This window comes from Xanthobacter autotrophicus (assembly GCF_005871085.1).
In the GTDB taxonomy this organism is placed as follows: domain Bacteria; phylum Pseudomonadota; class Alphaproteobacteria; order Rhizobiales; family Xanthobacteraceae; genus Xanthobacter; species Xanthobacter autotrophicus.
Genome location: NZ_VAUP01000022.1, coordinates 615,065 through 635,266 on the forward strand (window position 1 = coordinate 615,065; position 20,202 = coordinate 635,266).

The 20,202-nt window shown below is 66.4% G+C and carries 15 protein-coding genes and 1 other annotated feature; of the genes, 10 read left to right on the forward strand and 5 right to left on the reverse strand.

The window, feature by feature from the left end; genetic code table 11:
• Positions 1 to 161: 161 nt before the first annotated feature.
• From FBQ73_RS11595 to FBQ73_RS11605, 3 genes are all read right to left on the reverse strand, one after another.
• Positions 162 to 1,373, reverse strand: a complete 1,212-nt coding sequence (locus FBQ73_RS11595; protein WP_138399705.1) for a lytic murein transglycosylase — start codon at positions 1,371 to 1,373, stop codon at positions 162 to 164.
• 233 nt (positions 1,374 to 1,606) lie between these two features.
• Positions 1,607 to 2,875, reverse strand: a complete 1,269-nt coding sequence (locus FBQ73_RS11600; protein WP_210236749.1) for an MFS transporter — start codon at positions 2,873 to 2,875, stop codon at positions 1,607 to 1,609.
• A 112-nt stretch (positions 2,876 to 2,987) separates the two neighbouring features.
• Positions 2,988 to 3,392, reverse strand: coding sequence for a PadR family transcriptional regulator (locus FBQ73_RS11605; RefSeq protein WP_246089662.1), 405 nt, complete (start codon positions 3,390 to 3,392; stop codon positions 2,988 to 2,990).
• A gap of 485 nt (positions 3,393 to 3,877) precedes the next feature.
• Between FBQ73_RS11605 and FBQ73_RS11610 the strand changes: the two genes are divergently transcribed.
• The 9 genes from FBQ73_RS11610 (at position 3,878) to FBQ73_RS11650 (ending at position 15,127) form a co-directional block, all read left to right on the forward strand.
• Positions 3,878 to 6,580: an HAD-IC family P-type ATPase gene (locus tag FBQ73_RS11610; RefSeq protein ID WP_281278807.1), complete on the forward strand. Its 2,703-nt coding sequence runs from the start codon at positions 3,878 to 3,880 to the stop codon at positions 6,578 to 6,580.
• Entirely contained in the window at positions 6,577 to 7,410 is an 834-nt protein-coding gene (locus FBQ73_RS11615; protein WP_138399619.1) for a universal stress protein, read from the forward strand. The genes FBQ73_RS11610 and FBQ73_RS11615 overlap by 4 nt, the downstream gene beginning before the upstream one ends.
• A 139-nt stretch (positions 7,411 to 7,549) precedes the next feature.
• The gene (locus FBQ73_RS11620) at positions 7,550 to 10,405 is read left to right on the forward strand and encodes a monovalent cation/H+ antiporter subunit A (RefSeq protein WP_138399620.1); all 2,856 of its coding nucleotides are present in this window, start codon (positions 7,550 to 7,552) and stop codon (positions 10,403 to 10,405) included.
• Between the two features lie 4 nt (positions 10,406 to 10,409).
• Positions 10,410 to 10,763, forward strand: coding sequence for a Na+/H+ antiporter subunit C (locus FBQ73_RS11625; protein WP_138399621.1), 354 nt, complete (start codon positions 10,410 to 10,412; stop codon positions 10,761 to 10,763).
• Positions 10,760 to 12,286 (forward strand): monovalent cation/H+ antiporter subunit D, encoded by a 1,527-nt coding sequence (locus FBQ73_RS11630; RefSeq protein ID WP_138399622.1) that lies wholly within the window; start codon positions 10,760 to 10,762, stop codon positions 12,284 to 12,286. Before FBQ73_RS11625 ends, FBQ73_RS11630 begins: the two co-directional genes overlap by 4 nt.
• A gap of 1 nt (position 12,287) precedes the next feature.
• Complete coding sequence (locus tag FBQ73_RS11635; protein ID WP_138399623.1) at positions 12,288 to 12,779, forward strand: Na+/H+ antiporter subunit E; 492 nt, start codon at positions 12,288 to 12,290, stop codon at positions 12,777 to 12,779.
• Positions 12,776 to 13,045: a K+/H+ antiporter subunit F gene (locus tag FBQ73_RS11640; protein WP_138399624.1), complete on the forward strand. Its 270-nt coding sequence runs from the start codon at positions 12,776 to 12,778 to the stop codon at positions 13,043 to 13,045. Before FBQ73_RS11635 ends, FBQ73_RS11640 begins: the two co-directional genes overlap by 4 nt.
• 10 nt (positions 13,046 to 13,055) lie before the next feature.
• Complete coding sequence (locus FBQ73_RS11645) at positions 13,056 to 13,427, forward strand: Na+/H+ antiporter subunit G (RefSeq protein ID WP_138399625.1); 372 nt, start codon at positions 13,056 to 13,058, stop codon at positions 13,425 to 13,427.
• Between the two features lie 105 nt (positions 13,428 to 13,532).
• Positions 13,533 to 13,588: a sequence feature (sul1 is cis-regulatory element that is thought to sense ions involved in sulfur or methionine metabolism; They are found in Alphaproteobacteria), on the forward strand.
• 63 nt (positions 13,589 to 13,651) lie between these two features.
• Positions 13,652 to 15,127: a SulP family inorganic anion transporter gene (locus tag FBQ73_RS11650; RefSeq protein WP_138399626.1), complete on the forward strand. Its 1,476-nt coding sequence runs from the start codon at positions 13,652 to 13,654 to the stop codon at positions 15,125 to 15,127.
• Between the two features lie 322 nt (positions 15,128 to 15,449).
• Here the strand turns inward: FBQ73_RS11650 and FBQ73_RS11655 are convergent, their stop codons facing one another.
• Both FBQ73_RS11655 and FBQ73_RS11660 read right to left on the reverse strand, forming a co-directional pair.
• Positions 15,450 to 16,133 carry a Fe2+-dependent dioxygenase gene (locus tag FBQ73_RS11655; protein WP_138399627.1) on the reverse strand — a complete coding sequence of 228 codons (684 nt, stop codon included), beginning with the start codon at positions 16,131 to 16,133 and terminating at the stop codon, positions 15,450 to 15,452.
• Between the two features lie 81 nt (positions 16,134 to 16,214).
• A complete protein-coding gene (locus FBQ73_RS11660) occupies positions 16,215 to 18,557 on the reverse strand; it encodes a TonB-dependent receptor (RefSeq protein ID WP_246089664.1) in 2,343 nt (780 codons plus the stop codon).
• Positions 18,558 to 19,203: 646 nt separating this feature from the next.
• Here FBQ73_RS11660 and FBQ73_RS11665 point away from each other — a divergent pair.
• Positions 19,204 to 20,070 carry a tetratricopeptide repeat protein gene (locus tag FBQ73_RS11665; RefSeq protein ID WP_138399628.1) on the forward strand — a complete coding sequence of 289 codons (867 nt, stop codon included), beginning with the start codon at positions 19,204 to 19,206 and terminating at the stop codon, positions 20,068 to 20,070.
• Positions 20,071 to 20,202 lie beyond the last annotated feature (132 nt).

Here is a 20,202-nt window from a genome sequence, read left to right on the forward strand (position 1 = left end):
CGGGTCTGACCCGCCTAAGGCATATTACGCGCCAAATGGACGTTACCGGCAGGACGTGCGCCCGCATCCCTCCGGTTCATGTCCCGCGGCGCTGACGACTCATGCGCCGGGAGAGAAGGCGGCGACAGCGCGCCGGACCAGCGCCCGGCCTGCCCGGACCACTACCTCGCCCCACCCATCGACTGAAGTACCGTCTCGCTCGGCCAGCAATCCACCTTCAGCCCGGCGGATTTCTGGTAGGCGCCGAGGGCCGCGCGGGTCAGCATGCCAGCCTTGCCGTCGATCTTGTCGGTGTAGAGGCCGATGCGCGTCAAATGCTTCTGCATCGCCGCCACCGAGGTGGTGCGCAGCTGCGTCGAGGCCGTCCACGGCGTGGCAAAAGGCCCGGCGCCGGCGATGCGGTCGGAGAGATGGCCGACGAACAGCACGTAGAGATCGGAGAAATTATACTGCTTGATCACGAAGTAGTTCGCCGTGGTCAGGAAGGACGGACCATAAACGCCCTCGGGCTGCAGCAGCGATGCCGGCTGGGCCTGTTCACCGGACGACAGCCGCTCGAACGGGGCAAAGCCGGTGCGCAGCCACTCGCCCATGGGCTTCTTCACGTCAGGCACGCCCAGGGTGCAGTCGGCATTCGCCGGTGCGCGGACCTCATAGGCCCAGCGCAGGCCGGGCTGCCAGCCCTTGTCGGAGAGCTGCTTGGCGGCGGACGCCAAGGCGTCCGGCACCGAACGCCAGATATCGACGCGGCCATCGCCGTCGAAATCGACGCCGTGCTTGTAGTATTCAGACGGCAGGAACTGCGTGAGGCCGGTGGCGCCGGCCCAGGACGAGCGGAAGTCCTTGCGCGCCACGGCGCCGTCATCAAGGATCTTCAGCGCGAGAATGAATTCCTCGCGATACTGCTCCTTGCGGCGCCCAGCATAGGCCTGGGTCGCCACCACGCGCAGGGTGTCATAGGGTGAAGTATAGCGACCGAAATCGGTCTCGCGGCCCCACAATGCCAACACCATGGTCCCCGGCACGCCGAAATGGCTTTCGATCCGGTCGAGGGCGGCCTGGTGCTTCTGCATCAGTCGCCGCCCTTCGGCGGCCAGCCGCGCGATGGTAGCTTCCTTCACATAGCTTGCCGGCACCTGTACGAATTCCGCCTGCGCCGACGCACCGGTCGCGGGCCGTCCCGGCAGGGCCAGATCAGGCAGCTTATAGTCCGGCTCCAGGCCTCGGGTTTCACGCTCGAACGTCTCCCGCGAGACACCCACAGCCTGCGCCTGCGGCCAGAGCGAGGCGATGAACTGCGTGAACGCGGCATCCGCTGCCAGGGCGGGAGCGTGAAACGCCAGCGCCGAAAGCAGCAGGGTGAGGAGGAGGATGTGGCGACCTGACCGCAAGGGCCTGCTCACACTTCGATTTCGAGATTGCTCATGCGCGACGCTAGCACGGTACGGCGCGCCCGGGAACGCGCAGCCCGGCTGCCCGTCCATGCGTTGCGCTCGCGCAGCGGTTCCGAGAGCGACCGCCCTTCGGCGGCTGCACCGATGAAGATGCTGTCGGGAGCAACATGCCGGAACGCCTCCGGGGCGCTGCCGACGCGGGGTGTCCAGCCTCAAGAGGGGCGACCGTCGTCGCGGCGCGACAGCAGCGCGGCGGCCCAGAAGGCCGCGACCAGCACGATCCCACCGGCCGCCATGGCGGAAAGGACCGCGCCGTAGGACTGGGATTGCGCCCAGAGGAGCGCGGCACCGGCGGGTGCCAGGGCGCGGGCAAGCATGGCGGGCGCCGCCAGCGCGCCGTTCACCGCGCCATAGGCGTGACGGGTCAGCATTTCCGGCACGGCGAGCCCACGCACAATGGTCATGATGCCGTTGGCGCTGCCATAGAGCGCCACGATCCCCGCCACCAGGGTGAAGCTGGGGGGCAGCCACGCCAAGGCGAGGATGGAGATAGGAAAGGCCAGCACGGCACAGCTGCCGATGAGCCGAACCGGCGCACGCGGCGCGAATACCGAGACAGCGATCCGGCCCGCCACCTGGGTCGGGCCGATGATGGCCATAGCCATCACCACGCTCCCCGGCGTGAAGCCGCGCTCCAGCAGCAGCGGATAAAGATGGAAAGTGAAGGCCGAGAAGGTGGCGGCATAGGCGGTGAACGCCACCGCCAGCGCCCAGAAGGTGGGCCTTCGGGCAATGCTTCCCATCACCTGCCGCAGGGTCGCCGCTCCGGACAGCGCAAGGGCGTGGGCCGATGATACCGCCTGGTCGGCCATGGGTCGGATCACTGTGGCATAGAGCGGCGCGCAGACGACGAGGTTGACCGCGCCGAGCGCCACCAGCGCGCCGCGCCACCCCACCAGATCCAGCAAGATCTGGATCAGCGGAATGAACACCGTAGAGGCAAAACCGCCCCACAAGGTGAGCGCGGTAATGCCGGCCCGGGCACCAGCCGCTCCGGTCCGGCGCGCCACCACCGCAAACGCCGGCTCATAGAGGGTCGCCGCCTGGAGGATGCCGAGGACGGCCATCAGGACATAGAACAGCCAGAGCTGCTGCACCTGCGACCAGGCCAGGAGGCACAGGCCGGCAAGTCCGGCACCCCCCGCCATCACCCATCTGCCGTGGCCTTTATCGATGGCGGCACCCACTGGGAAGGCCGCAATGCCCCCAAGGGCGAGGCCGAGAGTTGCGGCGCCGAACAGGTCCGGCTTCGACCAGCCGAGATCGCGCCCCATGGCCTCGGCCATCAGAGGGAAGCTGTAATAGAGCGATCCCCAGGAACAGATCTGGCCGATCCCAAGGCCAGTGATGAACAGGCTGCGGCCCGAAAGCGGGGGCGCGGACGTCGGCTGCGCGAGCTCGCCGCTCAGGCTACCGGTCACGGGGCCGTACCGCAGTATGGTGTCTCGATCCGAGGCGACCGCAGGCTCCGGCGTGCCATGCAATGATGAACACTGCATTGGTGGGCACTTTTTGGGAGCAGATGGAGCGCGCTCAAATGCAGCATCCCCCGGCGCTCTCCTCATCGCCCGGCGCGTCGGCGATCATCTTCCCGGCGTCGACCAGGCAGTGGGTCACGTCCATCCAGGCCTCCACCGCCACCTTGAAGGCGGCGCGTCCCTTGTCGGTAAGGGTGTAGACCTTGCGCTCGCGGCCCGAGACCACCTCGCTCGCCGCGGTGAGATAGCCGCCCTCCTCGAACTCCCGCAGCACCGGATAGATGGTGCCCTCGGTGGGGGAGCAGCAGCCGTTTGTGGTGGCCTCCACCGCCCGCGCCACGTCGTAGCCGTGCATGGGCCGCTGGTGCAGCACGCACAGGATGAAGAACTTGGACAGGCTCATCTTGATGGTGCCGTTCCAGTAGGCGCGGCTCAGGAAATCGGGGCTCGGCTTCCCCACCGACGCGGGCGACGGCGGGACGGATGGCATGGCCGATGGGGAGGGATGCGACATATTGGGAGGCTATGCATCGATCATCAATGCGTCAATCCTCGCAGCATGAGCTTGCGTTCCCCCGGTCGTATCGGCGCGCAACAAGGATGCGATAGGTGTGAATGGCGCAATCAATCGGGATACACGCGTGCCTTGTGACTTGCTGTCCCTCGACATTCGCCAGTCCTGTACCTTCTGCGCCGCTGTGCCGTATTGCGACCCATGGCACTCATGCCGTAACGGAATGAATGTGCGCCCCGCAGGACCGAGTGCGCATCGATACGCTCACCGGCTCCGATTGCGGGGAGGGAAACAGGCCCTTGGACACGCAGGACGCTCAAGCATCCGATCCTCGCGGACAAGCTTCGATCCCCGAGCACGGCAGGAAACAAGCCGAACGAACACGAGACGAACGCTCCCGGGACGCGACCGAGGAGACCGCATGGCACGCATTGGATGCGGAAGCCGTGTTGCGGACCCTTGCGTCCAGCCCGCACGGCCTTGCGACCGAAGAGGCCGCGCGCAGGCTTTCGACCCACGGTCCCAACCGGCTTCCCAAGGCGCGCCGGCGAAGCGATATCGCCCGCTTTCTCAGCCAGTTTCACAACGTCCTGATCTACGTCCTGCTCGCCGCCGCGGCGGTGACGCTGCTGCTGGACCACCTTACCGACAGCCTGGTGATCGCCGGTGTGGTGCTGGTGAACGCCATCGTCGGCTTCATCCAGGAGGGACGAGCGGAGCGCTCCATCGACGCCATCCGGGCCATGATGGATCCGCATGCCAGCGTCATGCGCTCCGGCCACCGCATATCGATCCCGGCGGAGGACGTGGTTCCAGGTGACATCGTGCTCCTCGAAGCGGGCGAACGGGTGCCTGCGGACCTGCGGCTGTTGCGCACCCATAATCTCACTATCGACGAGGCCTTGCTGACCGGGGAATCGGTGGCGGCGACCAAGCAGGTGGAGCCGGTTGCCGCGACGGCCACCCTGGGCGACCGCGCCTCGGCGGCCTATTCGGGTTCCCTCGTCGCCGCCGGCCATGGCATCGGCGTCGCGGTGGCGACCGGCCGGTCCACCGAGCTTGGGCGCATCAGCACCATGATCGGCGCGGTGGAGAGCCTCGCCACGCCACTCATGCGGGCCATGGACCGGCTTGCCCGGCAGGCCTCGGCGGCCATTCTCGTCCTGTCCGCCGTGGTGTTCGCCGTCGCCGTCCTGTGGCGGGACTACAACCCGGAGACCGCGCTGATGGCGGTGGTCGGGCTCGCCGTGGCGGCCATTCCCGAGGGCCTCCCGGCGGTGATGACCATCACCCTGGCGGTGGGCGTGCGGCGCATGGCGCGGCGCAACGCCATCATCCGCCGGCTGCCGGCCGTCGAGACGCTCGGTGCCGTCTCGGTGATCTGCTCCGACAAGACCGGCACACTGACGCGCAACGAGATGACGGTGTGCAACCTCTACACCGCGGATGGCGCCGTGACGGTGGAAGGCGTGGGGTTCGGCGCCCAGGGCGGCCTTCTGCGCGACGGGATGCGCCTGGACCCCGCCGCCGACCCGCTCCTCGCCGAGTTGCTGCGCGCCGCGTTGCTGTGCAATGACGCGCAACTGCACGTGCGCGACGGCAACCCCACCGTCGATGGCGACCCCATGGAGGGCGCGCTCCTGGTTCTGGCGGTCAAGGGCGGGCTCGATCCCGCCCGGGTCCGCGCCGACCATCCCCGGCGCGACGAAATCCCGTTCGACGCCCGCCATCGCTACATGGCGAGCCTCAACGCGACGGACGGTGGACAGGTTCTCTCCGTCAAAGGCGCCCCCGAGCGCATCCTCGACATGTGCGCCGACGTGGCCGCCACCGCAGGACGCCGGCCGCTGGACCGGACGGCATGGGACGCAACGACGCGGCTGGCCGCGGCCGAGGGACAGCGCGTCATCGCGCTGGCCTTTCAGCCGGTGACGGCATCGCAGGCGCGCCTGTCCCCGGAAGGGGTGGAGACCGGCCTGACCCTTCTGGGCCTCGTCGGCCTCATCGATCCGGCCCGGCCGGAGGCGGAGGTGGCGGTGCGGGACTGCCGGGCCGCCGGCATCGCCCTCAAGATGATCACCGGTGACCACGCGGAGACCGCCCGCGCCATCGCCGCCCGGCTCGCGCTGGCGGACGATCCCCAGGTCGTCACCGGCGCCGACCTCGACCGGCTGGACGACGATGCGCTGCGTGCGACCGCCCGCTCGACCACCGTGTTCGCCCGCACCACGCCCGAGCACAAGCTGCGCCTCGTCAGCGCACTCCAGGCGGATGGATCGGTGGTCGCCATGACCGGCGACGGCGTCAACGACGCGCCGGCCCTCAAGCGCGCCGACATCGGCATCGCCATGGGCGGCAAGGGCACCGAGGCAGCCAAGGAGGCCAGCGAGATGGTGCTGGCCGACGACAATTTCGCAACCATCGTCGCCGCCGTGCGTGAAGGCCGGACGGTCTTCGACAATCTCACCAAGGTGCTGGCCTGGTCCCTGCCCACCAACGGGGGCGAAGCGCTCACCATCGTCTTCGCCGTGCTGTTCGGCCTGACCCTGCCGGTGACGCCGATCCAGATCCTCTGGGTCAACATGGTCACCGCCGTGGCGCTGGGCCTGACCCTCGCCTTCGAGCCCACGGAGCCCGGCACCATGCGCCGCGCGCCGCGTCCACCTGGCGCCCCGCTCCTGTCCGCCCGGCTCATATGGCAGCTGGTGTTCGTTTCGGTACTGATGGCGGCGGGGGCCTTCGGCGTCCACGCGATCGCCGGAGCCTGGGGACGCGATGCCGAGACCGCCCGCACCATGGCTGTGAACGCGCTCGTGGCCATGGAGGTGTTCTATCTGTTCTCCGTCCGCTTCATCCACGGCACATCCCTGACGCTTCGGGGCCTCGTCGGGACGCAGGCCGTGCTGCTTGGGCTGGTGGGCGTGACCGTCGCCCAGATCGCCTTCACCTACCTGCCGCCAATGCAAACCATCTTCGCCACGCGGCCGCTCGGCGTTTCCGAGCTGGCCCTCGCTGTAGGCGCCGGAGTGATGCTGCTCTTTGTGGTAGAAGCGGAAAAACGCCTGTTCAGGCTCCGCAACCATGCCCGTCGCCCCGCAGCCCACAAAAGGGGTCCACGGAGGAAACCAGAATGATGAAGAGCGCATTGCTCCTGCTCGGCGAGAGTCCGTCCAGCATCGCCGCCAGCGCCTATGCCCGGCGGCTCGCCAAGAGCAAGGCCGCCCACCTGACCGGTCTTGCGGGCATCGACCTCGCCTTCATCGAAGCGCCCATGCCCGGAACCATCGGCGGCGCGGCGTATCACGCGCAGATGGAAACCGGCCTGAAGGCCGAAGCGGCAAAAACCAGCCAGCGCCTAGAGGAAACCTTCCGTCTGGACTGCGTCGCCGATGGGCTCGCACCCACGAGCCTCAGTTTCGCCGGCGACCCCTTCGAACGGGTCACCGCCCTCAGCGCCGCCTGCGACCTGGTGATTGCCGGCCATGACGTCTCGTTCCGGGGCATGAAGTCGGAAGTGAACTCGCAGGTGCTGGCGCAGCTCCTGTACGCGACACCGCGGCCTGTCCTGGTCTGCCCCGATGCCTTTCGGCCAGAAGGCGACGTGATGGTCGCCTATGACGGCAGCCTGCCCGCCATGCGGGCGCTCCAGCTGTTTGCCCTCTGCGGCGGGTGGGCGAACCGGCATGTCCATGTCGTGAGTGTGGATCCCCAGGTCGAGATGGCCGAGCGGCTCACCAGGGATGCCGCCGCCTATCTGCGGCGCCACGGCTATGACGTCGCCCTTGATCCCATCGCTTCGTCCGAGGCACCATCCGCGGTGATCCAGGCCTATGCGGCACGCAGCGAGATCGAAATGCTCGTGATGGGGGCCTATGGCCATCGGGGACTGAAGGAGTTTCTGTTCGGCTCCACCACCCAGAACATCATCGGGGAACCGAAGTCCTGCATCTTCATCTATCACTAGGGCGGCAGCCGCACCGTCAGTGCATGGGCTGGTGCCATGATCGGGACCGCTCCGGCCGGGGACCTGCGGTCGCCACCTTCCACCGGGGCTCCCGGAGCCTCATCCACCTGACCGAGCCAGGCGTGACGAGGCGTCCGACGTGACTCTGCTTCTCGTAGTCCTCATCCCCTTCATGGGGGCCCTCCTCCCGCCGCTGGTGATCCGCTCCGGGCGCAACACCTGCGCGGTGGCGACGGGCGGCGTGACGCTGCTCGCTCTGGCCCTGCTCATGTCCCATGCGCCAGCGGTGTTCTCGGGAGAAGTCCCCAAGGCCGGCGTGGACTGGGTTCCGGCCATGGGGCTCTCGCTGTCCGTGTTCGCGGACGGGCTCGGCTTCTTCTTCGCCGCCATGATCCTCGTCATCGGCCTGCTGGTGATCGTCTATGCGCGGTTTTATCTGTCGCGCGAGGACCCCATGGGTCGCTTCTTCGCCTATTTGCTGCTCTTCCAGGGCTCCATGGTAGGCGTGGTGCTGTCCGACAACGTCATCCTGCTGCTCGTCTTCTGGGAGATGACAAGCCTCACCTCATTCCTGCTCATCGGCTTTTGGACCAAGCGCGCGGATGCCCGCCAGGGCGCGCGCATGGCCCTGGTGATCACCGGCGGCGGCGGGCTGGCGCTCATCGCCGGCCTCCTGCTGCTGGCGCAGGCGGCAGGTTCCTACCAGCTCACCGAAATCCTCTCCCGTGGCGAGATGGTGCGCGCCTCGCCGCTCTATCTGCCGGCGCTGCTGCTGGTGCTGGCCGGCGCCTTCACCAAGTCCGCCCAGTTCCCGTTCCATTTCTGGCTACCCCACGCCATGGCGGCGCCGACACCGGTTTCCGCCTATCTCCACTCCGCCACCATGGTGAAGGCGGGCGTGTTCCTGCTGGCGCGGCTGTGGCCGGTGCTCGCCGGTACCGAGGCCTGGTTCCTCATCATCGCGCCGGCGGGGCTCGTCACCATGCTCATCGGCGCCGCCATCGCCCTGTTCAGGAACGACCTGAAGGGGCTGCTGGCTTATTCCACGGTGAGCCACCTCGGCCTCATGACCATGCTGCTTGGCCTGGGCACGCCCATGGCCGCGGTGGCGGCGGTGTTCCACGTCATCAACCACGCCACCTTCAAGGCCGCGCTGTTCATGAGCGCCGGCATCGTCGACCACGAGGCCGGAACCCGCGACATCCGCCGGCTGGGCGGTCTCATGGTGCTGATGCCGGTGACCGGCACCCTCGCGCTCCTCGCTGCTGCCTCCATGGCCGGGGTCCCGCTGTTCAACGGCTTCCTGTCCAAGGAGATGATGCTGGAAGAGGCGGCCCACACCTCCTATCTGGGGCTCGACCTGCTCTTCCCCGTGCTCGCGACGGTGGCGGCGGTCTTTTCCGTCGCCTATTCGGCGCGCTTCGCCATCGGCACCTTCCTGGGCCCGGTGCGGGGCGATTATCCGCATCATCCCCACGACCCGCCGCTGGGCATGTGGCTGCCCGTGGCGGTGCTGGTGGTGCCGGTGATCGCCATCGGCCTGTTTCCCGGTCCCGTGGCCGGGCCTCTGGTTGCGCTGACGGCCGCAGCAGTCATCGGCGGGCCGCTGCCCGATTATCACCTGGCCCTGTGGCACGGCATCACGCCCGCGCTCGTGATGAGCCTTGTCGCCTTCGCCGGCGCCGCGGCGCTCATCCTCGCGTTCCGCCGCGCGGATGCGCTGCGGGCGCGGCTGCCGCGCATCGATGCCAAAGCCATGTTCGAGGCCTCAACCGGCATGTTCGTGGTCGGGTGCCGGCGCAGCCTCGTCGCCCTCCACGACGGCGCGCTGGCCCGTTACATGGGCGTGACCGTGGCGACGCTCATCGCAGTCGGCGGCTACGGCTTCTGGAGCGCGACGCACGGTGCCGGAACCCGACCGCCGCTGCCCGTGACCGCGACGGCCCTGACCGCCTTCCTCGCGCTCGTCCTGGCCAGCGGCGGGGTGCTGGCGTTCCACGGCGAGCGCCTGACGGCGCTCATCCTCACCGGCGTGGTGGGCGTGGTGGTGGCGCTCGCCTTTCTGCAATTCTCCGCGCCCGACCTTGCCCTGACGCAGATCTCGGTGGACGTGGTGACCACCATCCTCATGCTGCTGGCCCTCAACCTCCTGCCCAAGGCGACGCCAAGGGAACAAAGCCTGGCCGTGCGCTGGCGCGACGGCACGGTCGCCGGCCTCGCCGGACTGGGCGTGGCGGGGCTGGCCTACGCCGTCATGACCCGGAACGGCACCTCCATCTCCGAGTATTACCTCACCCAATCCAAGCCCGGTGGGGGCGGCACCAATGTGGTGAACGTGATCCTGGTGGATTTCCGCGGCTACGACACCTTCGCCGAGATCATCGTGCTCGGCATCGCCGCGCTCGCCATTTACGCCCTGCTTGACCCGGCGCTGAAGGGCGCGGCGGTGCGGCGCATCAAGGCCATGCTCCCTCGGACCGAATCCCGGGATGCCCATCCCCTCCTGCTCGTGGTGGCGACCCGCGTCCTCCTGCCCTTGTCGCTGGTGGTGGGCGCCTACATCTTCCTGCGCGGGCACAACGAGCCCGGCGGCGGCTTCATCGCCGGCCTCGTGGTGGCCATCGCCCTCATCATGCAATACATCGCCTCCGGCTACGGCTGGGCGGCGGAACGCATGAAGGTGGATGCCCAGTCCATGATCGGCGCGGGCGTGGCCATCGCCGGCCTCACCGGCATCGCCGCCTTTGCCTTCGGCCGACCATTCCTGACCTCGACGTTCGGCTATCTGCACTCGCCGGTGGTGGGCACGTTCGAGCTGGCCTCGGCCATGGCCTTCGATCTCGGCGTGTTCCTCACCGTGGTGGGGGTGATGCTGCTATCGCTGGCCCAGCTCTCCCGCGTCGCCCATCGCGTCGATCCATCGCCGGAAAGCCGGGAGCCGATGGACGTGCAGCTGGAGCGCACGGTGCCCCGCACCGCCGGCGGGGAGAGCTAAGGCCATGGAACTCGTCGTCGCCGCCGCCATCGGCATCCTCACCATGGTGGGCATCTATTTGCTGCTGCGCGCCCACACCTTCCCGGTCATCCTCGGCCTCACCTTCCTGTCCTATGCGGTGAACGTGTTCCTGTTCGCCATGGGCCGGCTCACCATCGACCGGCCGCCGGTGATCTCGCCGGACGCCATGGGCTATACCGACCCCCTGCCCCAGGCCCTCGTGCTCACCGCCATCGTCATTTCCTTCGGCATGACGGCGCTCATCGTGGTGCTGGCGCTGCGCGGCTATCTGGAGACCGGCTCCGACCGCAGCGCGCTCGACGCCCCGCGCCGCACCGACGAGGAAGGCCGGTCATGACCCCGCTCGACCACATGATCATCCTGCCGGTGATCCTGCCCGCCATGACGGCGGCCTTCCTCGTCCTTGCCCTGCGCCATCATCTCAAGGGGCAGCGCACGGTCTCCATCGTGGTCACGGCCCTGCTGCTGGGGATCGCCACCTTCCTCTTCGCCCAGGCTTCGGACGGAACGGTCCGCGCCTACCGGCTCGGCGACTGGCCGGCGCCCTATGGCATCACGCTGGTGCTGGACCGGCTCTCCGCGACGCTGCTGTTGCTCACCGCCGTGCTCGCCTTGTGCGTGGCGGTCTATGCCGCCGGGGGCGTGGACGGGCGGGGGCGGCACTTCCATCCCCTGTTCCAGTTCCAGCTCATGGGCATCAACGGCGCCTTCCTCACCGGCGACGTGTTCAACCTGTTCGTCTTCTTCGAGGTGATGCTGATCGCCTCCTACGGGCTCATGCTGCATGGCGGCGGCCCGGCGCGGCTGAAGGCCGGCTTCCAGTACGTGGCCATCAACCTGCTCGCCTCCGTCGTCTTCCTGGTGGGCGTGGGGCTGATCTACGCCGTCACCGGCACCCTCAACATGGCCGACCTCGCCATGAAGGTGCCACAAGTGGCCGAGGCCGACGCCGCGGTGCTGAAGGCGGGGGCGCTGCTGCTGTTCCTCGTCTTCGCCACCAAGGCGGCGCTGGTGCCGCTGCACTGGTGGCTTCCGGCCACCTATGCCGGCACCTCCGCGCCTGCCGCGGCCTTGTTCATGATCATGACCAAGGTGGGCGCATACGCCATTATCCGGGTCTACGGCCTCGTGTTCGGTGCCGGGGCGGGTCCGCTGGCGCTGGCGGCGGCGCCGTTCGTCATCCCGGCGGCTCTGGTGACGCTGGGGGTGGGCGCCATCGGGCTGGTGGGAAGCCGGACCTTGCGCGATCTGTCCGCCTTCGCGGTGATCGCCTCCATGGGCACGCTGCTCGTCGCCATCGGCCTGTTCGATACTGCGGGGCTCTCGGCCGGGCTCTATTATCTCGTCCACTCGACCCTCGCGGGCGCGGCCCTCTTCCTCATCGCCGGGCTGGTGCAGGAGCAGCGGGGCGCGGCGAGCGACCGGTTGTTGCCGGCCCCCGCCATGGCCGGCGAAACCCTGCTCGGCGGCCTGTTCTTCCTCGCCGCCATCGCCCTCGTGGGACTGCCTCCACTGTCCGGCTTCCTCGGCAAGGTGATGATCCTGCAGGCGGCGCAGGCGGCCGCCATCTGGCCCTGGATCTGGGCGCTCATCCTCGCCGCGAGCCTGGTCATGACCTTCGGCTTCGCCCGGGCGGGCTCGGTGCTGTTCTGGGCCAGCGGTCCGGCATCGGAGAGCAGGGCGCCACCCGCCCTGCCCCTCGCCGCTGTGGTACTCCTCCTTGGGCTGACGGTCGCCTGGACGCTGGCTGCCGGGCCGGCGACGGACGGGCTCCAGCTCACCGCGCGCCAGGCCCTCGACCGCTCCGCCTATATCGGCGCGGTGCTGGGACCCGACGTGCGCCTTGCGACGGGGAACTGACATGCGCGCGCGCCTGCTGCCCCACCCCCTGCTCACCGTTCTCGTCGCCCTCGTGTTCGTGTTCCTCATGAACGAGGTAACGCCGGGCGTGGTGGTGCTGGGGCTGATCCTGGGCTTCGCTATTCCCCTTCTCACCGCGCCCTTCTGGCCCGGCCGGCCGCGGCTGAAGGCGCCCCTCACCGTCGCCGAGTTCATGCTCGTGGTGCTGTGGGACATCATCGTCTCGAACATCGAGGTGGCGAAGCTGATCCTGTTCCGGCGCGGCGACAGCCTGCGCACGCGCTACGTCACCGTGCCGCTCGACCTTGAAGCCCCCGAGGCCATCGCCCTGCTCGCCGGCACCATCACCATGACGCCGGGAACGGTGAGCGCGGACCTCAGCGCTGACGGCAAGGCCCTGCTGGTGCATTGCCTCGACACCGGGGACCCGGCTGCGACCGTCGCCGCCATCAAGGCACGCTACGAACGCCGGCTGAAGAGGATCTTCGAATGATCGCCGCCGCCATCACCATCGCAGGGGGCGCCATCTGCCTCGCCATCCTGCTGACGCTCTACCGTCTCGCGGTGGGGCCGGACGCCACCGACCGCGTGCTGGCGCTCGATACGCTGGTGATCGAGACCATCGCGCTCATCGTGCTAGGCGGCATCGCCTTCGGCATCGCCATGTATTTCGAGGCAGCACTGCTGTTCGCCATGGTGGGGTTCGTGACCACCGTGGCCTTCTGCAAGTTCCTCCTCCGCGGCAACGTCATCGAATAGGGGGCCGCCCATGCCTATGCTGATCGACGCCTTGATTGCCGCGCTCATCCTCGCCGGCGCCTTCTTCCTGCTGGTGGGTGCGCTGGGACTCGCCAAACTGCCGGACATGATGCGCCGCCTGCACGGACCCACAAAGGCGACAACGCTGGGTATCGGCGCGCTGCTCATCGCCTCCATGATCTATTTTTCGGTGGCGCGCGGGACTTTCTCCATCCACGAGTTGCTCATCACGCTGTTCCTGTTCCTCACCGCGCCGGTGAGCGCCCACATGCTGGCGAAGGCCCACATCCTGCGGGCGACGCAGGAGCGCGAGCAGTTGCCGCCCACGGGACAACCGTCGGGATGGGCCACCCTTGATGACCGCCGGAGCGATGGCATGTGACGGCACGGGTAAGGCCGTGCCTATCGGACTGCACCGCCGCGGGGACTGCGGCGCATAAATTCCATGGTGCGGCGCGGGGAGCGGCTGTACAAGCTGACCCAATCATCTGGACCCGGTGTAAATCCGGGTGGCTCTTCCGGCCGCCGACCCGCCGGACAACGCATATGACAGCACAGCCCCAACCGCCCCCGCGCGGCGTGGCCGTCTATTGCGGATTCCCAGACATGACCAAGCACACAGCCTATTTCCGGGAATGGTTTTCCAATCCCCGCGGCGACATTCTCGCCGGCGTCGTCGTTGCCCTTGCCCTCATTCCTGAAGCCATCGGCTTTTCCCTCATCGCCGGGGTGGATCCGAAGGTGGGGCTCTACGCCTCCTTCGCCATCGCCTGTGTCTCCGCCTTCGCGGGTGGACGGCCGGGCATGATCTCGGCCGCTACGGCAGCGACGGCGGTGGTGATGGTCAGCCTCGTGCGCGACCACGGCCTGCAATATCTCTTCGCCGCCACCATCCTCATGGGGCTGCTTCAGATCGCCGCCGGCTTCCTGAAGCTCGGCCGGCTCATGCGCTTCGTCTCCCGCTCGGTCATCACCGGCTTCGTCAACGCCCTCGCCATCCTCATCTTCATGGCCCAATTGCCCGAGCTGATCGGCGTGCCGGTCCAGACCTATGTGATGGTCGCGGCGGGGCTGGCCATCATCTACCTGTTCCCTCTCCTCACCAGGGCGGTGCCGTCGCCGCTGGTGGCCATCGCGGTGCTGACCGGCTTTGCCTGGTGGTCGGGCATGGGTCTGCGGACGGTGGGCGACCTCGGCGAACTGCCTTCAAGCTTACCGGCTTTCATGCTGCCGCAGGTACCGCTGACCTTCGAGACGCTGAAGATCATCTTCCCCTATTCGGTCACGCTCGCCACCGTCGGCCTGCTGGAATCCCTGCTCACGGCCCAGATCGTCGACGACATGACCGACACCCTGAGCAACAAGAGCCAGGAATGCCTCGGCCAGGGGGCGAGCAACATCGCCTCGGCGCTCATTGGCGGCATGGGTGGGTGCGCCATGATCGGCCAGTCGGTGATCAACGTCACCTCCGGCGGACGGGGGCGGCTCTCCACTTTCGTGGCGGGCGCGTTGCTGTTGTTCCTGATCCTGGTGCTGGACGATCTCGTCCGTATCATTCCCATGGCGGCGCTGGTGGCGGTAATGGTCATGGTTTCAATCGGCACCTTCTCGTGGCGCTCGATCCTCGATCTGCGCCGCAATCCCGCGCCGTCCTCCGTGGTCATGCTGGCGACGGTGGCGACCGTGGTTGGCACGCACGACCTCGCCAAGGGCGTCCTGGTGGGGGTGCTGCTGTCTGGCGTGTTCTTCGCCGGAAAGGTGGCACGGATGGTGTCCGTGACCCGGACGCTGGAGGCGGGACGCGTGACCTATACCGTTCTCGGCCAGATCTTCTTCGCCTCAGCCGAGACGTTTTTGCGCGGCTTCGACTTCGAGGAAAAGCCCGCCGAGGTGGTCATCGACCTCGCCCACGCGCACTTCTGGGACATCACCTCCATCGGCGCCCTCGACAAGGCGGTGCTGAAATTCCGTCAGTCCGGCGCGCAGGTAAGCGTGCTGGGCCTCAACGAGGCGAGCGCGACCATGGTCGATCGCTTCGCGCTCCACGACAAGGACGGCGCCCAACCAGCGGCCCCGCATTGAGCGCGAGCACCGGGTAGGGAAACCGCAAGCCTGGTATTGTCGCGGCACCGGCTTGCGCCGCTCCGGACCCGCTTCGCTGATGCGCTGAGGCATTCGAGAGCCAGGGGGCTCGCGTGCGGACGGTAGCCCCCAGCCCAGGCTGGAAGCCTGACTGGTGACGATGCAGGTCATGTGAGACACGCGAAGTGGGCCAGGCCGTTCCGGATCCAGAGCGAACAGGCGCCGCGTCTTACGGGTTCGGCTCGACCTTCCCGGCGCTGGAACCTCCGCCACGCCCGGTCAGCTCAAACGCGGAACAGGCGACCTGCCCACCCGCGCGGAATCACATCTGCGCCCATTGCCGGAGCAGGTTGTGATAGACGTTGGTGAGCGCCAGAACCGCGGGATCATCGTCCTGCATCCTGGTGCGGATTTCGATAATGGCGAGGTCAAGATCGTAAAGCAGCTCGCGCCGCTCGCCTTCCTTGATCATCGACTGGCTCCAGAAAAATGCACCCCAGCGGCTGCCGCGCGTGATCTCGTTGACACTGTGCAGGCTGCTCGACGGATAGACCACGGCGTGGCCCGCCGGCAGCTTCACCTCATGCGCGCCGTAGGTGTCCTCGATCACCAGCTCGCCGCCGTCATAGTCCGCCGGATCGCTCAGGAAGACCGTGGTGGACACATCGGTGCGCATTCGCCGGCCCGCCCCGGGAATGGCACGGATGGCGCCGTCCACGTGTGCGCCGAACTTCATGCCCACGTCGTAGCGGTTGAACATGGGTGGAAGGACGTGGAGCGGCATGGCCGCCGAGTTGAACACGGGGTTACGGCCCAGCGCGTGCAGAATGATGTCGCCGAGTTCCAGCGCCTGAGGCGAATCCACCGGGATCTGGAGGTTGAATTTCGACTTTGCAGCTTGCTGGCCCGCCGTCACCCGCCCGTCGACCCAGGGCGACGCTTCCAGCACGCGGCGGCAATGAGCAACTTCCGCTCCGGTCAGCAGATTCGGGATTTCGACGAGCATGCGGGATCCCTTCCAGAGGCAAAACGCGGTCGGCGCGGACGGAGCAAATCTCCGTCCGCGCCGACCGCAGGGGCGCGAGGTTCAGAAGGTGGCGCCGACGGTCAGCGTGAAGGTGCGGCCGGGCGCGGGGACGGCGCGGCTGCCGAAGCCGCTTGAATAGTTGAGCTCGTTGGTCAGGTTGTAGCCGTTGAGCGCAATGCGGTACTTGTCGTACTTGTAGGAGACCAGCGCATCAAGTGAGAATGTATCCGGAATAATCGACGTATTTCCCGTGTTGGTGAAATAGGCATCTGCATAGACGATGCCGCCACCCACGAGAAGCTGTCCGGGTATAGTCTTGATGACGCCACCCTTAATCAGGTCATAAGTGGTCCAGAGCGTGAAGTTGTTCGGCGAAACGAACGGAACTTCGTTGCCGACATTCGCGATCGTGGCCAAGGGTGAGGTGAGGATCGAGCTGTCGTAATAGGCATAGCCCGCCTGGATGCTCCAGGCATCGGTGATGTTGCCCGTCATGCCAAGCTCGATGCCCTGCACGCGCTGGGTCTCGCCGGTCTCCACCGAATCTCCGGTCACCGGATCGGTATAGAAGACGTTGCTCTTGTTGACGCGGAAGATCGCCGCGGTGAGGCCGAGCCTGCCGTCCAGCACCGAGATCTTGGCGCCAGCTTCCCAGGTTTCGTTGTCTTCCGGCTCGAGATCCCGCTGGAGGGGATTGACCACCGTGACATCGTTGGTGGGGAAGGCGCCCTGGGGCGTGAAGGACTTGGCGTAGGAAACATAATAGGTCTGGGTCTTGGTCGGCTCCCAGATCAGCGAAACCTTGGGACTCCAGAACTGGGTGTCGGAATCCGCGTCAACCCAGGTGCCGAGACTGCCCGGACAGGTCACGGCCGTGTTGACACACCAATAGTTGTAGTCGGTCGAATAGCTGTCCCAACGGGTGCCCGCGAGGATGGAGACCTGGTCGGTGAACCAGATGCGGTCGCTGGCGAATGCGCCGAAATCAGAGGTGTTGCTGATCTTCTGACCATTGTTGCCCAGCGGGTTCGAATAGAGGAAATAACCCGTGGTGTTCTGGTAGATCGGGTTCCAGATGGTCGAGGTACCCTTGCTGCCGTTGACGGAAATCAGGGTACGCTCGTCGTTCACCGTGTAGTAGTCGATGCCGGTCACCAATTCATGGCGCAGCCAGCCGGTCTTGAACTTGGCGACCAGCGTGGCGACGTTCTGCGCCGCCCAGCTCGTCTGGTCGAAGCCCGGATTGCCGCCGCCGAAGGCGATCGCGGGATCGTTTCCGTCAAAGAACTGCCCGGTGCAGCTCGCCTCGTATTTCGCCTCCGTGATCGGCGTTGTTCCCTGGCTGCAACCCGGGACCGTCGTGGCGAAGCTGCGGGTGTAGTAGCCGATGCGGCTGTCATTGGTGAAGGTCAGCCAGTCGTTGATCTCGTTCTTGTAATTGGAGGTGAACATGTTGGTGTCGGTGATGTCGCGGTCCGTAACCTTCCCGTAGAAGGTGCTGCGCGGCACGCCCCATTCCGTCACCGGCAGGCCGAGCGAACCGAACTTCTGGACGTCGCCGTACAGGGGCGTGACAATCGGAACGCCATAGTCGGGCGTGCGGTCGCCGTGCTGGTAGAGATAATTGAGATACAGCGTCTGGTTGGTGCCGAGGCCGAAGCCGAGCGATCCCATCAGGCCCCAGCGGTCGGACTCGATGTGGTCACGATCGACAACGTCCTGCTCGTTGACCATGCCGACGATGCGCACGGCGGTGGTGTCGTTCAGTTGCTGGTTGACGTCGAAGACACCGCGATAGAGCGGGCCCGAGCCGAACTGGCCTTCGATGTCATACACATTGCCGCGGTGGGCCTGCTTGAGTTCCGAGTTGATGGCACCGCCGGTGGTTCCGGATCCGAAGGTCTCCGATGTCGGCCCCTTGAAGACTTCCACGTTCTGATAGGCGAAGCTGTCGCGCACATAGACACCGAAGTCGCGCAGGCCGTTGACGTAGATGTCGCCCTTAGCCTGGAAGCCTCGGATGCGGAACTGGTCGCCGTTCATCCCGCCGCCGCCCTCGCCGATGGAGACGGTGACACCGGGCACGTTGCGCAGCGCCTGCTCGAGCGTCGTCACGCCCTGCTGCTGCATCGTCTCCTGCGAGATGACGGTGATAGTCTGGGGCGTGTCCTGGACGGTGCCCGGCAGGCGGGAGAGGCCCGTGCTCGCTTCGAGCGCGTTGGCCGGCTCCCCCTCGTTGGCCACGACGATGGTGGGCAGCTCCAGAGTGGACGATTCCGTGTTCGAGTTCTGCGCCTGCTGCGCGAGTGCGTCCAGCATGGGCACCGCAGACATGGTCATCGCGAGACCGGCAGTGACCGTGGAATGCTTCATCGCCGGACGAAGTGTCCTCAACGCCGCCATACTCATTTCTCCTGTTCGATATGCCGCCTTCGAACGAATATTATTTCGATTCGCCGCAATAATTTACGCACTGAAATCACATGATGTACTGCATGAAATAATAACGCCACTCGTCATAGTTGAACAACTTGCTTAAATATTACCTTTTTATCAATTTAAAATAGCTATAATTTACTTAGTTGCGCTTCAATTAAAGACACACACTTGAGCACTCCACACCTGACACCAGGCGCCGAGCTTCGACCGCCAGATCAAAATCTTGCGGATTGATTGTGCAGCGACATCCGGGGCCCGACTGCCGCCACCGACCCGCCAGAACGCATCAAATGAGCAGATCCGAGCGGGACGTATTCAGTACGGATGAGGATATAAGGATCGATCATGCTGCAACGCAACTATTATGTTTTTTATTAGATCTAACTTGGGCCAAACTCAGGAACCGCGAGACGAAGTGTGATTATTTGATACAGAAATATACATGGTTTTTAATAATTCAAATTCTGATCTTGGCTCCTCATGCCGAAAGGGTATTGACACGGATGCGCCTCTCCGGGGTCTTTAGGCACTCTCTCAATACGGTGTGGAGCACGTGCCCATCCAACTGCCGTGCGGGTGCACCGTGGCAGTCCGGAGTGCAGGGTCCGACATGGTCGACGAACGGATTTCCTACAAGACTCTCAAGGAGATCCATCCGGATGTCCTGCGCGCCCAGATGGGGGATACGCCACGAGATGCGGCCCCCTGGGTCCGCGCGGCCGCGCTGAACGGAATAAAGAGCGCGCAGGTCGCCTGGGGCCAGATGCTGCTCGACGGCGAGGGGATCGAGCGCGATGCGGAGGCGGCGCTCAGGTGGTTCTCGATCGCCGCCGAGGCCGGCAGCCTCGACGGCGTCAATATGGTGGGCCGGTGCCACGAATTCGGCTGGGGTTGCACGCTGGACATGGCCGAGGCGGCCCGTTGCTATCTTTCAGCAGCCGAACGCGGCCACGCCTGGGCCCAGTTCAATCTCGCGACGCTCCTGCTGCACTCTGACGACTTTGCCGCCGATCCCTCCCGGGCGCTGGCTTGGTACGTGCGCTCTGCCCGACGCGGCAACGTGAAGGCCATGACCATGGTCGGGCGCTTTATCGAGCACGGATGGGGACGACACCCGCGCCCGGAGGCCGCACGCCGCTGGTATCGAAAAGCCGCGCTCGGTGGTGACTACCGAGGCCAGTTCGATCACGCCCGCACCCTGTATGAGGGCGGCTTCGTCGACGAGGCCATCAGCTGGTTTTCCCGTTCGATCGAGACCGCCGTGCCCGATTTCTGCCGGTTGGCCGAACCTGGACTGCGGAAGGCGGGGCATCCCGCCCTCGACGCCCTGGCGGACCGGGCACTGGAGCGCGTGCGGGACGCCGAGGTCCGCGCCGCCGCGGCAATGCGCGCGGAACTGGCGCGCGCCGAAGCGATCCGCCGGGCGAAGCCCCGCCGCCGCCTCGCCTTGTCTTGGCTTCGCTGGAGACGCTCATAATTCAGCGTGGGCGAAGGACAAGTTGGGCGGATCGTCCGCCGGGCTGTATCTGGCCTTCAATCACATGCGATGCCGCGAGGGGATGCGCAGATGGACAGGCTCCGGTCGAAGACCGCAGCCGCAGGTGTCGGG

Coding starts and splice junctions, on each gene's coding strand:
- FBQ73_RS11665 (WP_138399628.1), top strand. CDS start 19,204: ATGGTCGACGAACGGATTTCCTACAAGACTCTCAAGGAGATCCATCCG.
- FBQ73_RS11615 (WP_138399619.1), top strand. CDS start 6,577: ATGATGAAGAGCGCATTGCTCCTGCTCGGCGAGAGTCCGTCCAGCATC.
- FBQ73_RS11625 (WP_138399621.1), top strand. CDS start 10,410: ATGGAACTCGTCGTCGCCGCCGCCATCGGCATCCTCACCATGGTGGGC.
- FBQ73_RS11650 (WP_138399626.1), top strand. CDS start 13,652: ATGACCAAGCACACAGCCTATTTCCGGGAATGGTTTTCCAATCCCCGC.
- FBQ73_RS11630 (WP_138399622.1), top strand. CDS start 10,760: ATGACCCCGCTCGACCACATGATCATCCTGCCGGTGATCCTGCCCGCC.
- FBQ73_RS11645 (WP_138399625.1), top strand. CDS start 13,056: ATGCCTATGCTGATCGACGCCTTGATTGCCGCGCTCATCCTCGCCGGC.
- FBQ73_RS11635 (WP_138399623.1), top strand. CDS start 12,288: ATGCGCGCGCGCCTGCTGCCCCACCCCCTGCTCACCGTTCTCGTCGCC.
- FBQ73_RS11655 (WP_138399627.1), bottom strand. CDS start 16,133: ATGCTCGTCGAAATCCCGAATCTGCTGACCGGAGCGGAAGTTGCTCAT.
- FBQ73_RS11640 (WP_138399624.1), top strand. CDS start 12,776: ATGATCGCCGCCGCCATCACCATCGCAGGGGGCGCCATCTGCCTCGCC.
- FBQ73_RS11660 (WP_246089664.1), bottom strand. CDS start 18,557: ATGGCGGCGTTGAGGACACTTCGTCCGGCGATGAAGCATTCCACGGTC.